This is a genomic window from Flavobacterium sp. (assembly GCF_043780635.1).
Taxonomy (GTDB): domain Bacteria; phylum Bacteroidota; class Bacteroidia; order Flavobacteriales; family Flavobacteriaceae; genus Flavobacterium.
The window spans coordinates 1-17,814 of sequence record NZ_JAYWCK010000094.1 but is presented as its reverse complement, the minus strand read 5'-3'; the positions used below and the strand labels follow the sequence as shown (position 1 = coordinate 17,814).

Sequence of the window (17,814 nt, the reverse complement as noted above, 5' to 3'; positions counted from 1 at the left end):
GGACACTAGTGATGTTTTTTTATAAATAACTCAGCCACCATTTTTCTTTATGAGATTGTTTATAGCTGTCGTACCATTTGCATAAAGGAAATAAAGTGAGAATAACTGTAATCCAAATTATATAAACGCCTAGTAATCCAAATCCCTCGCCTGGAGTTATAAAATACCATAGATTGGTTTGAATATTAGCGATACTTTCACTAACCGAATGTCCGTTTGCATAAAAATAAATTGTAGCAAAGAAATGTATCAAATAAAGATGCAATATGTAATAGAAGAAAGCAGTTCTGCCAAAAATGGATAGTATCCGTGTAAATCTATTTTCCACTTTTTCGATAAGGACTAAAGACAACAAACAAATTCCTATCGTTACACACATATACATCAAAGAAGGCGGATATTTATGCACATTAATAAATGAAAGGAACGTATAAAAATTGGATTTTTGAGTACTCCAAACCACAGGATTTCCGTAGATATTTATAAATCGGAGAACCACAAAAAAGAGTAATAAATCACCTCCAATCCAAGTAAAAATTTTTGCTCTTTGCTCAGCAGAATACTTGGAAGTAAAAAAAACTCCTGCACAATATCCCAACATCATTAATCCAGACCAAGGGATTATTGGATAAAAAACAACAGCAGTATGTGAACCCCATAAATTATAAAAAGCAAAGTTGCCGTGATGCAGTAAATCCCATAAGAAAGTTGGTTTATAACCATCTGCAGATTCAACAAAATCTAAAAGATTGTGTCCAAATACAAACAATATTCCTAAGCCTAAAATAAATTCATATGAAACCTGAATGAGTAATCCCAATAGAAACATACTGATACCAATGACCCATATAACTTGAAGAAATATGAAATTATAATTTGGATTGTAGGACCACCCAAGGGAAATAACAGTGACTTCTAAAAATACCAACCACAGGCCACGCTTCATCAAAAAAACACTCAACTCGTTTTTGGTTTTTCGCAAACTTTGTAAATAAATAGAAACGCCGGATAGAAAAACAAATGTTGGTGCACAAAAATGAGTAATCCATCTGGTGAAAAACAATGTTGGAGTTGTAGTTTCTAAATTCAATGGGTCATCTGTCCAGGCAGTAATGTGGAAAAAATCTCTCACGTGATCGAGTGCCATTAATACCATTGCAATTCCACGAAGAATGTCGATTGACATAATTCTTTTTTGGATGGCTATTTTTTGCATATTCATAGTTTAAAAAAATCAGTAATTTTATTGAACCTTTCTGGCATTCAAACCAAAACTTTGTTCTACGGCTTTGTACCAATCATCATCATTCGCCGCATTCCAATTAACCCATTCTTCATCAGTCATAGACGCTCTCCAAGCAATGAATGGTTCAGCATCAGGACCTATAGGATGACGTAATTTCCAAGTTTCGATTTCTGCAATTTCCAAAATTTTATCAGCTACCAGCGTTGCAGAAGTTGGTGTTTCTAGTGAAGCTGCAAAAAGACCTCCAAATCGATTTACTTGTGGATACAAAGAATTTCCAGATGCTTTAATGTCTTGTGCCATTTGTGTATTAATTATACCTGGTTCTACTATGGCAACTCTAATATTAAAAGGTTTTACTTCACCAGCCAAAGCTTCGCTTACCGCTTCAAGAGCAAATTTGCTTGCCGCATAAGCACCTAATGGACTGCTTGAAATGTGTCCAGAAACCGATGCAACATTTATAATGCAACCTTTACGATTTTTTCGCATTTGTGGTAACAAGCTTTTGATGCATCGAAGCACACCGAAATAATTTGTTTCCATAGTGGATTTGAAATCCTTCATAGTCAATTCTTCAATAGAACCGTGACGTTCTATACCTGCATTGTTTACAAGGACATCAATAAATTCAATTTCTTTAAGAATTGCATCAATTCCATTTTTAACAGAATCATCATTGTCCACATCTATGGCAGAAATATTTATTGCCAAAGATTCATCTTTGATTTGTTGTTTAAAAGCAGTTGCATTTTCGGGATTGCGCATAGTTGCAAAAACTTTATAGCCTGCACGGCCAAATACAAGTGCTGTTTCTAGACCTATTCCTTTGCTTGTTCCTGTAATTAGTACTGTTTTCATAATTGGTATGTTTTAATTGCTTAAAATTGAAAATAAATGAATGAACTTCCGCTTTCTTGTGCCCAAATCAAAAGTAAAATAAGTGCTGACCAAACAATACCAAGTGACCACCACGATAGTTTATGGGCGACATCAAGTACTTTAGTATTGCGCATAAACCAATGAAATAATACAATAAATGGAATAATAACCGCTACTTTGATGATTGCTAATGTGGTTAATAAAGGTTTTCCATCGGTTGCTATTCCAAACATAGATTCCAGCATTTGCCATGATCTTCCAAAGGTATGAGAGCGAAAAAATACCCAAGTAATATTGACTAACATAAATGTTAAAAGGGCATAGAAAAATCCAGATAATCTGTTGCTATGAGTTGCAACATTATAAGATTCAGGACTTCTTTGGTCCCTGATAAATTTTTCTGCCCATAAATAGAGTCCGTGCAATCCGCCCCAAACAACAAAAGTCCAATTGGCTCCATGCCAAAGTCCACCTAATAACATCGTGACCATCAAAGCAAAATAGGTACGAATTTTTCCATTACGGCTTCCGCCAAGAGGGATATAAAGATAATCACGAAGCCAGCTGGATAAAGTGATATGCCATCTTTTCCAAAAATCTGAAAAACCAATGGCAGCATAAGGATAATTGAAATTTTGAGGCAAGACAAAACCTAAACATAAAGCCACACCAATGGCACAAGTGGAATACCCGGCAAAGTCTAAAAATATCTGCCCAGAAAATGCAAATACTCCAATCCAGGCATCGAGTGCGGGTAAGATAGATGCCGAATCAAAAACCGAATCTGCAGTTCCTGATAACATGCTATCCGCTAGTACGACTTTCATAAATAATCCTAATGATAGTAAGAGTAGTCCGTCCATCATTTGTTTTCGGGATGCGGAACGCGGAGTTTCAAATTGCGGTACTAATTGCGGTGGACGAACAATAGGTCCAGCCACTAAGTGAGGAAAAAAGGTAACAAATAAGGAGAAATCAAGCCTTGATTTTACAGGTTCACTTTCCTTTTTATACATATCAATTGTATAACATAAAGTAGTGAATGTGTAAAAGGAAATACCTGCCGGAAGAATGATATTAGGCGAAGCCGGATGAAAATCGAAGCCGATAGCATTGCTCAAAGTCACGAAATTTTCTAATAAAAAAGTTCCATACTTAAAAAAACAAAGCATACCTAGATTTCCCATAAGGCTTAGTACCAAAAGCAATTTTTTCTTAAAAGGGTTTTCTTCAGTATATAATGCTTTCCCAACATGGAAATCAATGATTGTAGAAAGCCAAAGCAGTAATATAAATGGTGGATTCCACGCAGCGTAAAAAACATAACTTGCCAATAACAAGTTGAATTTCTTTGTTCTCCAGGAAAATGGAAGGTTATGCAAAATCAGCATAATAAGAAAAAAGGCGATAAAAGTATAGGAGTTGAATACCATATTGAGTTGATTTAGGTTAATTTATTTTTATTTTCTAGGATTTTTTAAGTTTCCAACCCTTTTCTTTTTCGAGAATTTCTATGAAATGCTTGGTGAAAATTATTGCATCCGGTTGGCTTAAATGAGAAAATTCCGGACATTCAAAATGAGCTATTTCAGGATAATCAAGAAAATGAATTCCCGGGCAATTAGTATAGGCTAGTAATTTATCCCAGTATTTTTCTCTTGGAAAACCCATATTTTCCCCTTGTAAATAAGGACCACTTGAAGGTGTTCTTACAAAAAGCACTTCGCCTCCTCGAGCTTTAATTTTGTCAGTTGCCTCTTTTACAGATTTGAATATAGCAGCTAATTCTGCTTCCTTCATTGGTGGAGCTAACTTGCTCATTTTAGCAAAAAAGGCCCAATTTGATTTGACCTTGTTTCGTAAAACGGTATCAGCTACAAATTCAGGAGTCATAAACATTTGTCTTTCAAAAGTGTTATTACTGAACTCCATTGGAAATAAAGGCTCAATAAAAACTCCAGGTCTGCTCTGGATTTCTAATTCATTTAACTGAGCATTGAGTGAAAAATAATCTTTATTTAGAAAAATAAATTGTGTCTCTAATGGTTTGTTTAAAAAGAAACTTACCCTTTGCGCTGGAGTTATATCGTGATAGTATTTGATGTTTTTGATTGGGGCTTCTTTATTAGGTGGTGCGTTAGAGAAAAATAATCCTTCGGTTACATCCACAATCAGTCGGCCTTTAAAATTTTCATCATTTGCTAAATCTTCTAAAACAGGTCTCGGATTGCTACCTTCCATTGCTAGTTGAACAGAATGAACATTTGTTATACCTTGCCAAGTAGGTATGTCTAAATCATATTTAATGCGTGAAGAGCCAATAAAAACTACAGCATCATCCTGAGGTTCATAAACCATTGCCCTTTTGTTTGACCATAACGGTGGACCATCATCATAGCTAATAGGAATTCCTTTGTTTCTTAAAGAAATTTCACAAAATGCAGTTGTTATTACTACAATTACTAGCATTAAAATTGCCGATTTTAAAAGTGTTTTATTCTCCATAATTTTATTTAAGTTATTTTTGATAATGGTTTGGATTGATAAAAATTTTCCTTCTTAAAATTATTTTTTAAGAAGGAAAATTTATTAGTGGTAGGTTTTTATTCTACGCTAGTGTAAAAATCTATTACAGGTTTACTAATCACACCACCATCTGTCATTATTTTTTTGAGAGCAGGATCATTAAGTCTTGCTTTTGCTTTTGCCATATCGCTAACCGCAAAAGTTAAGTAAATCATATTAGGGTCATCAATATTTCTTGAAAGGGATCTGTCAATAAGGCCATTTGCCAATCTAGTTGCTGCACCCTCGGCATCATATACTTTAAGCCAAGCATCAAAGTCTTTTACTTTATGACCCACTCTTATTCTATCTTTAAATTCTGCTGGAGACTCCTCAAAACGGACAACATCTACAAAAACAATCTCTGGTTTGCTGATTACACCGCCTTTTTGCATCGCTTCTTTTAAGTTTGGACTTCCCGAAAAATCTTTTGCTTTCTGTACATCATCAATTTTTAAAAAGATAAGAACTTTGTTTGGGTTAGTCCTATCTCTTCCCATTGCTCGTAATGTTATACCATTAGCAGTTCTCATACTTTCGTGTTCATCAAAAGATTTTTTCCATACATCGAAATCTTTTACGATATGTGTTACAGCCATTACTTTAAATGGTTCAAATACAGGAGTTTTCTCAGCTACAGGAGCTTTAGTTTCTTCAACTTTTGGTTCTGCTGTAACTTCTTTACCACTTTCTTTTTTACAAGAAGTGAACGTGAACATCGCCATTAAGGCAATCATTGTGAATGTTGTTTTCATTTATATAAAGTTTAATTGGTTACTATTTTGTTTAATCTGTTCGGTTTTCGGCTTACCCTTTTTTTATTTTTTTATTATTATTTAACTTCTGCATCTGCTACTTTCTTGGTATCTAAATACTGTTGAAAAGCTATCGCTTTTCCGTTTTTAAGAGTCCAAAGATGTGCTACTTGCGCATCATAAGTTGCCCCATTTTTCTTTAATTTAGCTTGGTAGCGTAAAGTGGCAAGCACTTGATTATTTTCCATTTCGTGCAATTGGATATTTACTAATTTAAAATACTCGTGATCTGCACCAATACGAGCAAAAACACCATTTAAAACCGCTTCTGGACCGATATACGGATTCCCATCAGCATACTTATTTCCTTCTGCTTCGTTCCAAACTACTTTTTCGTCTAAACCTGCAAGAACTTTTGGAATATCACCAACTTCAAAGGCTGCATAAAGGTTTTCAATTGTTTTAACATTGTTTTGTCCTATCATATTGATTGTGGTAAAAATAAATACCACACATATGGTTTTTAAATACTTAATTTGTTTCATTTTATTTTATTTTATAATTTGCCTACTCTATTCAGTTTTCGGCTTTCCCGTTTTTTATTTATTTCCAACACTATTCACTTCAATCCAATAGCCATTTGGGTCTTGAAGATATATTTGTTTAATTCCGTCTGCTCGAAGATTTACTTTATTTGGAGTACCTGGCCAATCTGAATAAGGAATATTCTTTGTTTCTAATGTTTTAACAAAGGCATCGAAATTTGAAGTTGTCAATGCAAAATGAACTGCTTTATTGATAGTAACAGGTTCTTTCAGAAGTGACATAAGATGCAATTCCTTTCCTTCTCCAAGAGAAAACCATCGTATACCATCCATTTTTGTTTTATTGGTAATTTCCTGAAGTTGTAAAACTTTCTTGTAAAAAGTTGCTGATTGCTCAACATCTTTTACAGATAATGCGATATGATTAAAAGTAAAGTTTGTGTTTTGAGCTTTTACAATTCCAAAAAATGTAAAAACAATGAGGAACAAAGTCATTTTTTTCATTGTTAATTTATTTAAAATTTATTATTTATTTTTCGCTATGCTAATTTTTTATTCAGCCATCTTCTACAAGGTTTTTCTATTAGATAATAAGTTATGGATGAAACAACAATCACCACTATTAAGAAGAGAATACTGGCCATTAATCCGTTATAAAATGGAACTTGATGTGCCTCATTGACTTTAAATGTAATTCCTAAGGTTTTCAAAAAATAGTCCCCAGCATAAAAAATGATAAGAACATGAACCATATAAATAGAGTAGGATATGTCTCCCAAATATTGAAGTGGTTTTGAGGAACACATTTTGGCAATAAAACCTTCATTGGCACTAAAACTCAATACAAGTAGCATAAAAAGAGGGATATACACCAAGTCATTCAACCCAAAGTGCATCAAGGAAAAAAGCACTATGATACAACAGAAGCCAACAATGTCTTTAGAAAAAAGGTGACTTATTTTTTTGTTTTGATAAGCAACATAGACTAAGGTTCCCATCATAAAACCGGCCAATCCTCTTAGATAACCAAAATCAAAAGTTACATCTAAGTCGTGGCTTAGATAGGGTATATTTGGTGCAAAAGGATTAGTTCTGGGTAAAAGATAAACTATAGAAAAATAAAGAGTTAACGCTAAAAAAACAATCACAAAAAGCCCAACTCTTTTGTTTTTGGATAATAATATTGCCAAAAAAGGAAAAACCATATAGGCCCACCACTCAGCGCTGATACTCCAGGAAGGAACATTCCAAGTAAAAATATCATGAAAACCACAAGAATGTAGCATTAATAAATTAGTTGGAATTGCCATTGGATTGCATACTCGAGCTGATACAGAATCAACAGGAGTTGTCGAAACATAAAATAAAATAATAGCGGCCATTAGGGTAAACAGATGTAAAGGATACAATCTGGCAAAGCGGGCTTTTATGAAAGTCCCAAAATTCTTTGCGTGCAAGGATTTACTGAAACTTTCTCCATACACGTGCAGCATAATAAATCCGCTCATTATAAAAAACAAGTCAACCATTAAATAACACTTGCGAAGAAGCATAGTTTGCTCTTGGGATACAAATTGAACTGCTATTTCATTAAAGTGAAATATCACAACTGCCATAGCTGCAAATCCTCTTAAAGGTGTGAGGTTTGGAAGATTTATTGCACTATGTTTTATGTTTGATATTTCCATATTTAAAAGGTAAAGTTAGATTGCGGAATTTTATTCATTTTGTTTTTTTATTCTGTCCTGTAATTATTAAAAAAGCAGTTTTAACTAGTATAATTATTCAAAGTTTCTTTCACTGCTCGAAAGTGAATTCCTAAATCCTTTTTAGCCAAATCATTTTTATAAATAATACTTGGTTTTTCTTTTGGTTCTTGATGATTAAGCATTGCACTCATGTCTGAAACTTTATAGGTTTCGCTTGTCAATAAATAATCTTTGCCGTTCAATCCTTTGGTGGTTGCGGCTTTAAAAGTAGCCTTTGCAACATCTTCAACATCTACAATAGCAAAAGGCATATCGGTATCATAAAGTGCTTGAAAGAATTCGTCGGGAGCTATTTTATTTTTGATTAAATACTGCATTGCTGAAGAAGTAGAATCTTCTCTGTTAGACATTGATTTTCCTAAAACCATTACTGGGGAAACAGAGCTGATTTCAAAAGATAAATTGGGATTGTCTTTGATGAATTTTTCCACGACTTGGTTGGCCATAAATTTAGCTTGTGCATAAGGATGACTTTCTGGACTTGTATATCGAGTATCGTTTTCATCAAAAGTGTCAGTAAAACTTTTAGTTCCCGCTGGCATAGGAAAGTTAGTATTCCAAGCTGCAACAGAAGCAATAAAAACTACTTTTTCAATTCCTGAGGTTTGACTTACTACTTCTAAAAAGTTTTTTGTGCCTTTTATTGTTGGGTCAAACAATTGGGATTGAGGATCTTGAACGTCTAAAATGAATGGCGTTCCGCCATGAATGACAATATCGCAATCGGAAACAAAATCTTGTAAAGTTGCTTTTTCTGTGACATCTAGTTCACTAATGTGTAAATTATCCGAATGGTTTAACGCCATTAAATGTTCATATTTATCTTCTCTGGTTATATCGGTTGCTGAAACTTTTACAAGAAAACCGTTATTTAAGAATTCCTGGGTGATATAGCTTCCTATGAAACCAGAACCACCTATGATGCCTACTTTTTTCATTTTTAATTCGTTTAAATAAACCTCACATGTTTTTATACCTGTGAGGTTTTGAATTAATAATTATGGTATTTTGATGCTATATTCTTACTCTTTTGAAGTGATAATGGATAAGTATTGTTTAAATAATAAAGTATACTATTTCTGGTTATTTCAACAATATACCATTATAATAAGCCATCTCTCTAGTGATTTTTCCGTTCTCGCCCATATTGTGTTGGTAATGCACGGGTAACGAAATTTCTTTTTTGTCTGACTTGCGAATCAAATGCCAAGTCCACCAAGAATAAACCACACCACTGTCTCCTAATTCATAATGCATATAATCAGGATAGCCAATAACGTCTAGTCCAACAATATCATAGGCATCCAAAACTTTTTTGTCTATTGCTTTTTGTTCGTCAAATGAAATTGATTTGCCATCTAGATTATTGATGTCTGAAAAAACGGCATCACTTGTAAAATAGCTGTAACTTTTATTGAGGTCTTTATTTTCAAAGGCAAACAACATATTTTTTACATTATTGATGTTTTGATGATGGTTATAAATGGTTCCATTGGTTCTTTCGGTCTGACTATCATATATTTCGTCATTGATTTCAGGATTGTCATAGATGAATATAGTTTTAATTTTATTTGCTTTATTGATGACGAATGATCGGTGCAAATTCATATTTATTTTTACGCCTGTTTTTTTATGAACTCCTTTGACTTCATCCCAGGATAGTACCCAAACCACATCTTTTTGATTATCATCTTTATATTCTATAGCATCTGGATAGGCTCCTTTTGCAGCAGTAATAGAAAAATAATCAATGCTTTCTCTCCAGGATTTCATTCTTTTTAAAAAAGTTGCTTTATCGATACCTTTACTATATTGGTTGTCTGTCGTGGGATTATAGGCTCGAAAATCATCAGCCAAAAAGGTGTCTAATTTAGTTAAGTCTCCACTGTTAATTGTTTTAGTATATGTATCAACAACATCTAAAGCAGGATGATTGATATAAACGGTTCCATTTGTTTTTTTCTGTGCGTAGCTTATGAACATTGTCAACATTATTACTACAAGTGTTACTTTTTTCATTGTTTTAATTTTTTTTTATTAATTAATTTGCTAAGGTTGTTTCTGTTGGAGCTGGTGCTGGAAGTTTTTGTAGATCCATCATTAATTTAGAATTGTCCCAATATCCATCTTCTCTTACAATTTTGCCGTCGATAAATTTTGCCGTGAGGTGAACAGGAGTTACATATTTTTTGTTGTTTGCTTTTAAAGTTCCTTCCCAATAGCCCCAAAAATTAACCCAAGTTTCACCTTTATCGGTAACGACCATTTCATATTCTACACTTTTGGGATCAAATCTCCAAGACAAAAAGAGCATTGCATCCTCTTTGTTTTGAGCTATATTTTGAGCTATGGTTTGTGCGCTTTCTTTGGTGACATTCATTTGAATTTTCGCAGAATCTGCATAATAAGTGGCCAATTCTTCCCAATTTTGTTTTTCATATGCTTCAATTGCTTTTTTATAAGAATCAATTTCGGCTGATTGTTGAGTGTAACGTTTTTTTTGATTGCAGGATGTCAAGAATACTATTGCAAGTCCAAGTATCAATAATTTTTTCATAATTTAATTTTTTAAGTTTATTTTGTTGCTGTGTAGCTCAAATCTGGAAGTACATAACCTGTTACTGGATCGTAACGGGAAATATTTTGGAATAAATCATCTAAAAGTTTTTTCCCTTCATCTCCTATTAACGCATCATTTTCATTTGATTGTTTTGCATAGGATAGTTCATCTTTTGCTGAAATTACTACAAGATAAAATTCTCCCAAAGTTCCATATCCACTATGATAAACGCGGTAATATTCTTTTGATCCTTTTTTTACATAAAGATCTTTTATTGCTAACATTTTTTCTCGTATCATTTTAGAAGTCGAAGGTGTAACATATAAATAATGGTATTTTCTATAATTCTGACCTTGCTGTGCAGCTTGTGCTCCATCTGGCATATAGGTAAGATTTTCAATTCGAGTAATGATATAACTGCCGTGTCTGTCATAGCATTTGTTGAAACGGTCAAGAAGTGATTGGAAATTTTCTTTCCCCATTTTATCAACCAATGGTGCGTAAGAATTTACATCTAATGCTGCCATGTTTGGAATAGCTTCGAAAGTCAAATAGGTTCCATTATCTAATCGTAATTGTGTCCAATCAGCGTTTTGCAAACTGTATTTTTTGCAAGCTTCAAGAAAATCTTTAGAAGCATTTACATATTCTACTTCCATAGATGGTTTTACATAGTCAGCATGAATCGAAAACATCTGATTTTGTGCATTTAATGTAAAATTTGCAGTTAGCATTAGTATAGCTACTAGCATTGTTGTTTTTAGACTTTTCATAATTAGTTTTTTTATTAGTTAATATAAAAATCACTGCCAATAATTATATATTGGCAGTGGTTATAATTTTTTTTTATTCTTTTACCATTTTTGAAAAATCCCCGTAAAGGCTTTCGTCTGCAATTTTTCCGTCTTTGTTAAATAGGTCAAACTGTACAAAATTTATAGTTATAATTTCTCCGGTTTTTTTTGATTTTCCAGACCATTTCCACCAAGATTGCACATATTTTTGGTCTTTATCTTTGTAATGTAAATAGTCAGGATAGCCAACAGTTGTTTGCTTAACTTCAGTATAGTAATCAAAATCGGAATCCCACATTTTAATTGCCTCTTCTATTTTAACTCTTTTGGTCATACCCGAAACCCAAAATGTAGCTGTATCAGCGAAGATTTTTCTATTGGTTGCATCATCTTTTTCAAGATAAGCTTTAGCACCTTTATTCACAATATCTATATAAGGATGCTTGATGTAAATTGTACCATTTTTTTCTTCTTTTTGACTAAAAGCAGCTATTCCAAAAAGAAATAAACAGCTAGTTAAAATAATTTTTTGCGTGATAATTTTTTTTGATAGTTTCATAATTGGTTTTTTTATTGATTGTTTTTATTAATTATTTTTATAGTGTATTGCTCAAATTTGAAAGGATACAAGTTGTTATTACATCCAACAAAAATGTTATTTACAAATCATTTTTATTTATTTCGAACTCAAATCACTTCGTAAAAAAAGTAATTCACTCCAAACATCATTATAGTATTCGCGAATGTTATCAAGGTAAAGGTCATAAGAACCTTTGCCGTATATCTTTTCATAAGTTGCTTTAAATGGTTTTCTAAAACCGTCCTCTTTTTCTTTTAATCCTTGTTTGTACCTTCTGGCTATTGCAAATTGGGCCTCTCCAGAACCGTTAGATTCATAAACGGCGATAGTCGAACCATCAGCAGTCCAAACCGCTTTTAAGTTTTTTATCATATTTAGTACCTTATTGCCACAGCCTAGTTTTGGATAAACGTGTGTAATTTGAACTTTATCAGAATAATCGCCAACTGCAACCGTACTCAAAGAATCGATATAAACAGAATAACCGCTAGAATTTTTCTCAGTTAAATAGATGGTTACATTTTTATGCCAATCGTTGTTATGTTCGACATTAATTTCGCCTCGCGTGTCTTCTGATTCCCAACTCTTTGGGCCTTCAATAATATGGTAACCTCCAGCATCTGGTCCTGACTGAATTTCAAAAACACGCCATTTCACATCTCCAGTGTGGTATTTTTTTGAATGAGTTGCTAGTGCTTTTTCAAATTCAAGTACTTTGTCAACTTTTGGAAAAACCCGATTGGTAGAAATCACATTTTTAACTTGACTTATACTACTTAAAGGAATAAGCATCAATAGAAAAAAAACATTCTTAATCTTAAAATAGAAATTGTTGTTCATATTTATACTGTTTTTAAAAGTTAATAGAATAATTATTTATTCTTAGTCTAAATAATACATAATCAATTATAAAAAAAAATGGATTAGGACGAAATGGGATAAAAAATGTCCGAAGGGTAGATTTTATTTATCGGGATAGAATATTGAAAAATGAAAGTAGGGAAGAGTGGAAATAAATAAAATTATAATGGATTGTATCTCGAAAATATAGTTTTTGGGTTTTATTATTTCACACAAAAAAATATTTTATTTTGATGTCAGAGGATTGACTAATTGAATAAAAAAAAGAGGATAGTCTTAGTAGATGCCCTCTTTTTTATTGTTAAATATTCAAAAACCCTACCGGATTAATGAGAAGGACTTTGAAAATGTAATTTTATATATTGATTCATTTTAAACTAAAATCATATAAACTTTGTCCACTTGAAGTACGAACCACCTTAAAGGAAAGGTCTTTCATTGGAGCATTACCATTTTCCCCAACTTTGCCATTACCTTTAATAGATAAAGCTCTTTCTGGGTTACTGTACACATCAATATATTTGTAACTGAATACTAAGTTTCCATCGTCATCGTAGATTTTTTCTTCAACTACATGTCCTGTATATGTGGCGCTGTAATGTGCATTGTTCCCATATAAATAGACGAAGCCTTCACCTGTATAAAAGTTTCCTTTTGTATATTCAGCTAATGCTGTATTCATATTAACATGAACTGTAACTGTGCCGTCAGGATTTTCACGATAGAAATCGCTCCCGGAAAGTTGTGCAGAGAAGAATGCAAATTGAAAATCACCAGTAGTAGGATTAATATAGCCAACGCCATCGAACGAAGAGCTGAATAAAGGAACTATAAATTGTGCCCCATTAGATTTTGCATTGGAAGCTTTACGTAAAGCATCCGTTTTTTGTGTGAAATGCGCTTTGAAAGATTCTGTAGAAGCGACCCTATTTTTGGCTGAAGAAAAGAATGACGCCCTTACTGCTGCTGGTTCTACACTAGATTACTGACATGCTGTAAAAAAGACACATGTTACTAAAATTAAAAAACTGATGATGATTTTTTTCATAATTAATCCTATTAAAAAGTTAGTGAAATAATTATTTATTAATAGACTAATTAACTGAAAATTAATACAATATAAATAATAAGTAGGACGAAATGGGATAAATAATGTCCGAAGAGTATCTTTTATTTATCGGAGTAGTAAAACGTGTAAAAAAGTAGAGAATTGCAGAAAGGAAAAATCGATTATGCAGAGTTATTTAATTTAAAATCAAAAATTAGTGTGGTGCCATTTTGTATTATTTCTTTCATCGTGCCATTTAATTGTTGGGTAAGTAAGGAAATTAATTGTCCTCCAAAACCTGTACCTTGGGTAATATCTGATTTTCCAATGCCATAATCGGCAACTTCAAGATGAAGAATATTGTTATTTTGTTTTTCTAATTTGATGTTGATTGTTCCTTTTTTACCTTTTGGGAAAGCATATTTTATCGTGTTTGTCATTAATTCGTTGATAAGTAATCCTAATGGAATAGCGGTATCAATCTCTAAATCGATTTTTTCCATTTCTAATTTTAAATCTATGCGTTCTTTTTCGCCATAACTATACAGTATGCTTTCGCTTAGGCTTAACAAATAATCTTTCATTTCAATGGTGCCTAAATTAGCACCTTGATATAATTTTTGATGAACAATTCCAATTGAATTGACACGGTTTTGCCCTTCGGTGATGGCTTCCTTAGTGTTAGGGTCATCAATTTGTGCGGACTGCAGTGCGAGTAAACTTGAAACAACTTCTAGATTGTTTTTCACCCGATGGTGAATTTCTTTTAGAAGTAATTCATTTTCAGCATTTTTTTTGTCTAACAATAGGTTTTTACTTTCCAGGTCATTATTAACCAATGCCAACTGATTATTACTCTTTTGTTTTAACAGATAATTTCTATACGACAAGGCTAGTAGAATTACAACAATAAGCAAAGCCACAATAAAAATAATTTGCTGATTTTGCTTATAGGCAAGTTTTTTTTCTTGTGTTAGCAGATTTATTTGTAGTTCATTTTCGCGCAAACCGCGTTCATTTTTTTCTTTTTGAAAAATTAAAGATTGATCAAAATATTCTTTAAAATACATTAGTGCGTTTGGAGAATCCCCTTTTTGCTGGTATGCTTTACCTAAATATTCGGACATACTTTCTGTGGCATATCGATTTTTTAAAAATAAATAGCCCGATTTACTTCTTTTATAATTGCTGATGGCTAGGTCATATTGTTTGTTCCTTAGGTTTAAATCTGCCAATAAACCATAACCATAAGGTGTAATGCTGCTAGTTTTAATTTTATAGGTTTCTAATATTTTTAATGCTCTGACAATGTTTTTTTTGCCTTCATCGTATTGGTTTTTGGTAATTATAGATTGACCGTGGACAGGTGAAGTTATTAACTCCCTTCCCAATACAACATAATACCAAGCATGGATTATGGGGTTTTTTGAATATTTTAAAACCGGCTGTATTTTATTGAGATAGTGATAAACAGAGTCACTGCTTCGTTCCGTATAATAGTTAGATATTGACCTGTAAATAGAAAAGAGTTCCAATGGTTTTTTTGCTGCTCCAATTTTTTGATAATAAGAAAGACTTTTTGATAGGTTTTCAATAGACAATTTTTGTTCTTCTTCTAAATGGTATCTTTCATAAAAAACGCCCTTATTCATTAAATTTTTTGCTGCTAAATCAGGGTTTTTAAAGTCTTCAGCAAGTGTAAGTGCTTTAGTAAATAGGGCTAAAGATTGCTTATGTTCTCCTAATTCAAGTTTTATACTAGCCCAATTAATCAGAAAGTTATATTCCAAAAGGCTATTTTGCTTATATTGGGGAATTTTAGTAAGGTCTGACCATCCAATACCGGCTAAAGAATCTAATCCGGTTAATTTATAATTGCAAGTAATATTATTGCTTCTTTTTAAATAAATAGATGCCAATTGTTCATATTGTATGGGAGAATTATTCTGGAGTATTTTACTGGCTTTATCATAATAATAGGCAGAACTATCCCGGTTGTATTGAGGAATTTCCTGAAATAATAATGCTTTATTTAGATACGTATTACTAAATTTCAAAACTGCTGCAGAAGAGAGTTTTTCGACAGCATGGTTCTGAGAATATCCTTTACAAATAGCAAATAGCAAAATAACAAGTATAATTTTATTCATAGATGACTATTAGCAGATTATACTTTTTGAATATGCTGTAGTAATTTTTTCTTCAAATCAACACTTAGTGGAATTGCTTTTTTTGCGATGACAACGTGACTTGTTGAAATCTCGTCAATATGAGAAAGATTTACAATAAAGGAGCGATGAATGCGTAAAAGGGTATTAGACGTTAGTTTTTCTTCAATATCTTTGAGAGTCATTACTAATAGATGTTCCTTGTCTTTACAATGAATTTTACAATAATTTCTTTCGGCTTCGATATATAGAATATTATTTATGCAAACCTTTACCATTTTGTCATGGCTGCGAACAAAGATACAATCACTTAAAATAAAAGGTTCTTCTGAAGCTAAATCCAAGCTTTTTTGGTTGTTTTGTTCCTCTTGAATTCGAACTAATGTTAACTCAATGGCTCGTTGCAAATCTAATTTCTTGAATGGTTTGGAAACAAATGCATATGGATTTGTTGCTTTTGCTCTGTTAAAATTGTCTTCGTCCGAGTTAGCAGTCAAATAAATAATTGGAATTTTATATTCTTTTTGGATTAAATGCACCACTTCAATGCCGTCTAATTCTCCTTTAAGATTAATGTCCATCAAAATCATATCAGGAACATTTTGCCAAATATGAGGAAGGACATCTTCAGCTCTTGGAATAATTCCTGTTACTTCATATCCCAAATGAGTGAGCTGCAACGAGATATTGGCAGCAATTATTATTTCATCTTCTACTATCAGAATGGTATTATTTTTATTCATATAAGTTTATTTAACTTAATAAGTTAAAAAAGATATAGATTAAATTGACAGTAGATTACAGGGGCTGTATTCTTATATCTTGTAAATATATTAAAAACTATTTAATCGTGAATAAAATGATTAACTGTTTTAATATTTGATTTCTATTTTTCAAGAATTCATTATTTAACTTCATTGGCTTTTAAAACCCTTAAAAAATTTCCACCTAGAATTTTGTCAATATCCTTTTCGCTATATCCTTTTTCGACCAAAGCTTTTGTAATTAGTGGATAAGTAGTGACGTCATCCAGTTGCTGAGGTGTAGATTCGATGCCATCAAAATCAGAACCCAAGCCTACATAGTCAACTCCAACTAATTGAATAATGTACTCGATATGTTCCATTAATAAGGAAAATGGTGCTCTCAAAACATCTGATTCAGTTTTGTATTTAGAATACAATTCCGCATCAATTTCATACTCATTTTTACCGCTTTTTATAAGCGAATCCACTTCTTCTTTATGTTTTTCTAAAAAAGCATCTTTGTTTTTAAAATAGTTGGGATCCAGAAATCCGGAGTAAAAATTTACCTGAATCACGCCACCGTTTTTCGCAATGGCTTTTATTTGGTAATCCTTTAAATTCCGTTGGTGTGCACATAAATTGTACACACAACTATGTGTAGCAATTATTGGTTTTGTAGTTGTATTTATTACATCTTTAAAAGTTTCTTCACCAACGTGGCTAACATCAACCAACATTCCCAAAGCATTCATTCTTTGTATCACCTGTTTGCCAAAATCAGTTAAACCTTTATGAGTTAAATCCTTTTTGAAAGTTTCGTCAAAAGCACTGGTCGCCCAAACTGTAGAATTATTCCAGGTAAGTGTCATATATCTTGTGCCACGTTTATAGAAATAATCTAAATTGTCTAAGTTGTTTTCTATCATATGACCACCTTCCACACCAATCATTGCAGCCAATTTATTTTGATTTACTGCTTTAAATAATTCTTTGCTGTTAGCCACTTTCACAATTTTGTCTGGATTGCGTTTTATTACAGCATCTAATGAATCCATTTGACGCTTGGCAAACTCAAAAGGTTTTTCTTTATCTCCATCACAAAAAACCGAAAATAGTTGTACGTCAAGTCCACCTTCTTTCCATCTGGCCAAATCACTATGAGTAAGATCTTTCAGGTTATTATCAAATACATATCCTTTTTCCATTGTTTGCGAAAGAATATCATTGTGAGTGTCTACGACAACAGCTTTGGCGTGGATTTTTTGATAAGATTGAGCCATGAGTTGCTGGGATAA

The 17,814-nt window shown here is 32.6% G+C and carries 18 protein-coding genes; all 18 read right to left on the bottom strand.

Going from position 1 to position 17,814, the window contains the following annotated elements; translation table 11 throughout:
• Positions 1 to 19: 19 nt before the first annotated feature.
• Positions 20 to 1,216: a DUF1624 domain-containing protein gene (locus tag ACH2BV_RS08910; protein ID WP_395050376.1), complete on the bottom strand. Its 1,197-nt coding sequence runs from the start codon at positions 1,214 to 1,216 to the stop codon at positions 20 to 22.
• Between the two features lie 27 nt (positions 1,217 to 1,243).
• A complete protein-coding gene (locus tag ACH2BV_RS08905) occupies positions 1,244 to 2,107 on the bottom strand; it encodes an SDR family oxidoreductase (RefSeq protein ID WP_395050375.1) in 864 nt (287 codons plus the stop codon).
• Between the two features lie 20 nt (positions 2,108 to 2,127).
• Complete coding sequence (locus ACH2BV_RS08900) at positions 2,128 to 3,561, bottom strand: MBOAT family O-acyltransferase (RefSeq protein ID WP_395050374.1); 1,434 nt, start codon at positions 3,559 to 3,561, stop codon at positions 2,128 to 2,130.
• 34 nt (positions 3,562 to 3,595) lie between these two features.
• Positions 3,596 to 4,633: a hypothetical protein gene (locus ACH2BV_RS08895; protein WP_395050373.1), complete on the bottom strand. Its 1,038-nt coding sequence runs from the start codon at positions 4,631 to 4,633 to the stop codon at positions 3,596 to 3,598.
• A gap of 98 nt (positions 4,634 to 4,731) precedes the next feature.
• The gene (locus tag ACH2BV_RS08890; RefSeq protein ID WP_395050372.1) at positions 4,732 to 5,448 is read right to left on the bottom strand and encodes a hypothetical protein; all 717 of its coding nucleotides are present in this window, start codon (positions 5,446 to 5,448) and stop codon (positions 4,732 to 4,734) included.
• 77 nt (positions 5,449 to 5,525) lie between these two features.
• Positions 5,526 to 5,993, bottom strand: a complete 468-nt coding sequence (locus tag ACH2BV_RS08885; RefSeq protein ID WP_395050371.1) for a nuclear transport factor 2 family protein — start codon at positions 5,991 to 5,993, stop codon at positions 5,526 to 5,528.
• 54 nt (positions 5,994 to 6,047) lie between these two features.
• Complete coding sequence (locus ACH2BV_RS08880) at positions 6,048 to 6,497, bottom strand: VOC family protein (RefSeq protein ID WP_395050370.1); 450 nt, start codon at positions 6,495 to 6,497, stop codon at positions 6,048 to 6,050.
• A 35-nt stretch (positions 6,498 to 6,532) separates the two neighbouring features.
• Positions 6,533 to 7,681: an acyltransferase family protein gene (locus ACH2BV_RS08875; protein ID WP_395050369.1), complete on the bottom strand. Its 1,149-nt coding sequence runs from the start codon at positions 7,679 to 7,681 to the stop codon at positions 6,533 to 6,535.
• 80 nt (positions 7,682 to 7,761) lie between these two features.
• Complete coding sequence (locus ACH2BV_RS08870) at positions 7,762 to 8,700, bottom strand: NAD-dependent epimerase/dehydratase family protein (protein ID WP_395050368.1); 939 nt, start codon at positions 8,698 to 8,700, stop codon at positions 7,762 to 7,764.
• Between the two features lie 145 nt (positions 8,701 to 8,845).
• Positions 8,846 to 9,781 (bottom strand): nuclear transport factor 2 family protein, encoded by a 936-nt coding sequence (locus ACH2BV_RS08865; RefSeq protein WP_395050367.1) that lies wholly within the window; start codon positions 9,779 to 9,781, stop codon positions 8,846 to 8,848.
• A gap of 22 nt (positions 9,782 to 9,803) precedes the next feature.
• The gene (locus ACH2BV_RS08860; RefSeq protein ID WP_395050366.1) at positions 9,804 to 10,319 is read right to left on the bottom strand and encodes a nuclear transport factor 2 family protein; all 516 of its coding nucleotides are present in this window, start codon (positions 10,317 to 10,319) and stop codon (positions 9,804 to 9,806) included.
• Between the two features lie 17 nt (positions 10,320 to 10,336).
• Entirely contained in the window at positions 10,337 to 11,095 is a 759-nt protein-coding gene (locus ACH2BV_RS08855) for a hypothetical protein (RefSeq protein WP_395050365.1), read from the bottom strand.
• A 73-nt stretch (positions 11,096 to 11,168) separates the two neighbouring features.
• On the bottom strand, positions 11,169 to 11,675 hold the full coding sequence (locus tag ACH2BV_RS08850; protein WP_395050364.1) for a hypothetical protein: 507 nt from the start codon (positions 11,673 to 11,675) through the stop codon (positions 11,169 to 11,171).
• A gap of 117 nt (positions 11,676 to 11,792) precedes the next feature.
• On the bottom strand, positions 11,793 to 12,536 hold the full coding sequence (locus tag ACH2BV_RS08845) for a hypothetical protein (RefSeq protein WP_395050363.1): 744 nt from the start codon (positions 12,534 to 12,536) through the stop codon (positions 11,793 to 11,795).
• Positions 12,537 to 12,924: 388 nt separating this feature from the next.
• On the bottom strand, positions 12,925 to 13,239 hold the full coding sequence (locus ACH2BV_RS08840; protein ID WP_395050362.1) for a hypothetical protein: 315 nt from the start codon (positions 13,237 to 13,239) through the stop codon (positions 12,925 to 12,927).
• A gap of 548 nt (positions 13,240 to 13,787) precedes the next feature.
• Complete coding sequence (locus ACH2BV_RS08835) at positions 13,788 to 15,755, bottom strand: histidine kinase dimerization/phosphoacceptor domain -containing protein (protein WP_395050361.1); 1,968 nt, start codon at positions 15,753 to 15,755, stop codon at positions 13,788 to 13,790.
• 17 nt (positions 15,756 to 15,772) lie between these two features.
• Entirely contained in the window at positions 15,773 to 16,516 is a 744-nt protein-coding gene (locus tag ACH2BV_RS08830; protein WP_395050360.1) for a LytTR family transcriptional regulator DNA-binding domain-containing protein, read from the bottom strand.
• Positions 16,517 to 16,677: 161 nt separating this feature from the next.
• Positions 16,678 to 17,814, bottom strand: a 1,137-nt coding sequence (locus tag ACH2BV_RS08825; protein ID WP_395050359.1) for a dipeptidase, incomplete at its 5' end; no start/stop codon positions are given.

Bases quoted from the DNA above. Each gene is read 5' to 3' on its own strand.
- ACH2BV_RS08835 (WP_395050361.1), bottom strand. From the start codon at position 15,755: ATGAATAAAATTATACTTGTTATTTTGCTATTTGCTATTTGTAAAGGA.
- ACH2BV_RS08890 (WP_395050372.1), bottom strand. From the start codon at position 5,448: ATGAAAACAACATTCACAATGATTGCCTTAATGGCGATGTTCACGTTC.
- ACH2BV_RS08875 (WP_395050369.1), bottom strand. From the start codon at position 7,681: ATGGAAATATCAAACATAAAACATAGTGCAATAAATCTTCCAAACCTC.
- ACH2BV_RS08910 (WP_395050376.1), bottom strand. From the start codon at position 1,216: ATGCAAAAAATAGCCATCCAAAAAAGAATTATGTCAATCGACATTCTT.
- ACH2BV_RS08855 (WP_395050365.1), bottom strand. From the start codon at position 11,095: ATGAAAAGTCTAAAAACAACAATGCTAGTAGCTATACTAATGCTAACT.
- ACH2BV_RS08895 (WP_395050373.1), bottom strand. From the start codon at position 4,633: ATGGAGAATAAAACACTTTTAAAATCGGCAATTTTAATGCTAGTAATT.
- ACH2BV_RS08885 (WP_395050371.1), bottom strand. From the start codon at position 5,993: ATGAAACAAATTAAGTATTTAAAAACCATATGTGTGGTATTTATTTTT.
- ACH2BV_RS08850 (WP_395050364.1), bottom strand. From the start codon at position 11,675: ATGAAACTATCAAAAAAAATTATCACGCAAAAAATTATTTTAACTAGC.
- ACH2BV_RS08830 (WP_395050360.1), bottom strand. From the start codon at position 16,516: ATGAATAAAAATAATACCATTCTGATAGTAGAAGATGAAATAATAATT.
- ACH2BV_RS08840 (WP_395050362.1), bottom strand. From the start codon at position 13,239: ATGAATACAGCATTAGCTGAATATACAAAAGGAAACTTTTATACAGGT.
- ACH2BV_RS08860 (WP_395050366.1), bottom strand. From the start codon at position 10,319: ATGAAAAAATTATTGATACTTGGACTTGCAATAGTATTCTTGACATCC.
- ACH2BV_RS08870 (WP_395050368.1), bottom strand. From the start codon at position 8,700: ATGAAAAAAGTAGGCATCATAGGTGGTTCTGGTTTCATAGGAAGCTAT.
- ACH2BV_RS08900 (WP_395050374.1), bottom strand. From the start codon at position 3,561: ATGGTATTCAACTCCTATACTTTTATCGCCTTTTTTCTTATTATGCTG.
- ACH2BV_RS08905 (WP_395050375.1), bottom strand. From the start codon at position 2,107: ATGAAAACAGTACTAATTACAGGAACAAGCAAAGGAATAGGTCTAGAA.
- ACH2BV_RS08845 (WP_395050363.1), bottom strand. From the start codon at position 12,536: ATGAACAACAATTTCTATTTTAAGATTAAGAATGTTTTTTTTCTATTG.
- ACH2BV_RS08880 (WP_395050370.1), bottom strand. From the start codon at position 6,497: ATGAAAAAAATGACTTTGTTCCTCATTGTTTTTACATTTTTTGGAATT.
- ACH2BV_RS08865 (WP_395050367.1), bottom strand. From the start codon at position 9,781: ATGAAAAAAGTAACACTTGTAGTAATAATGTTGACAATGTTCATAAGC.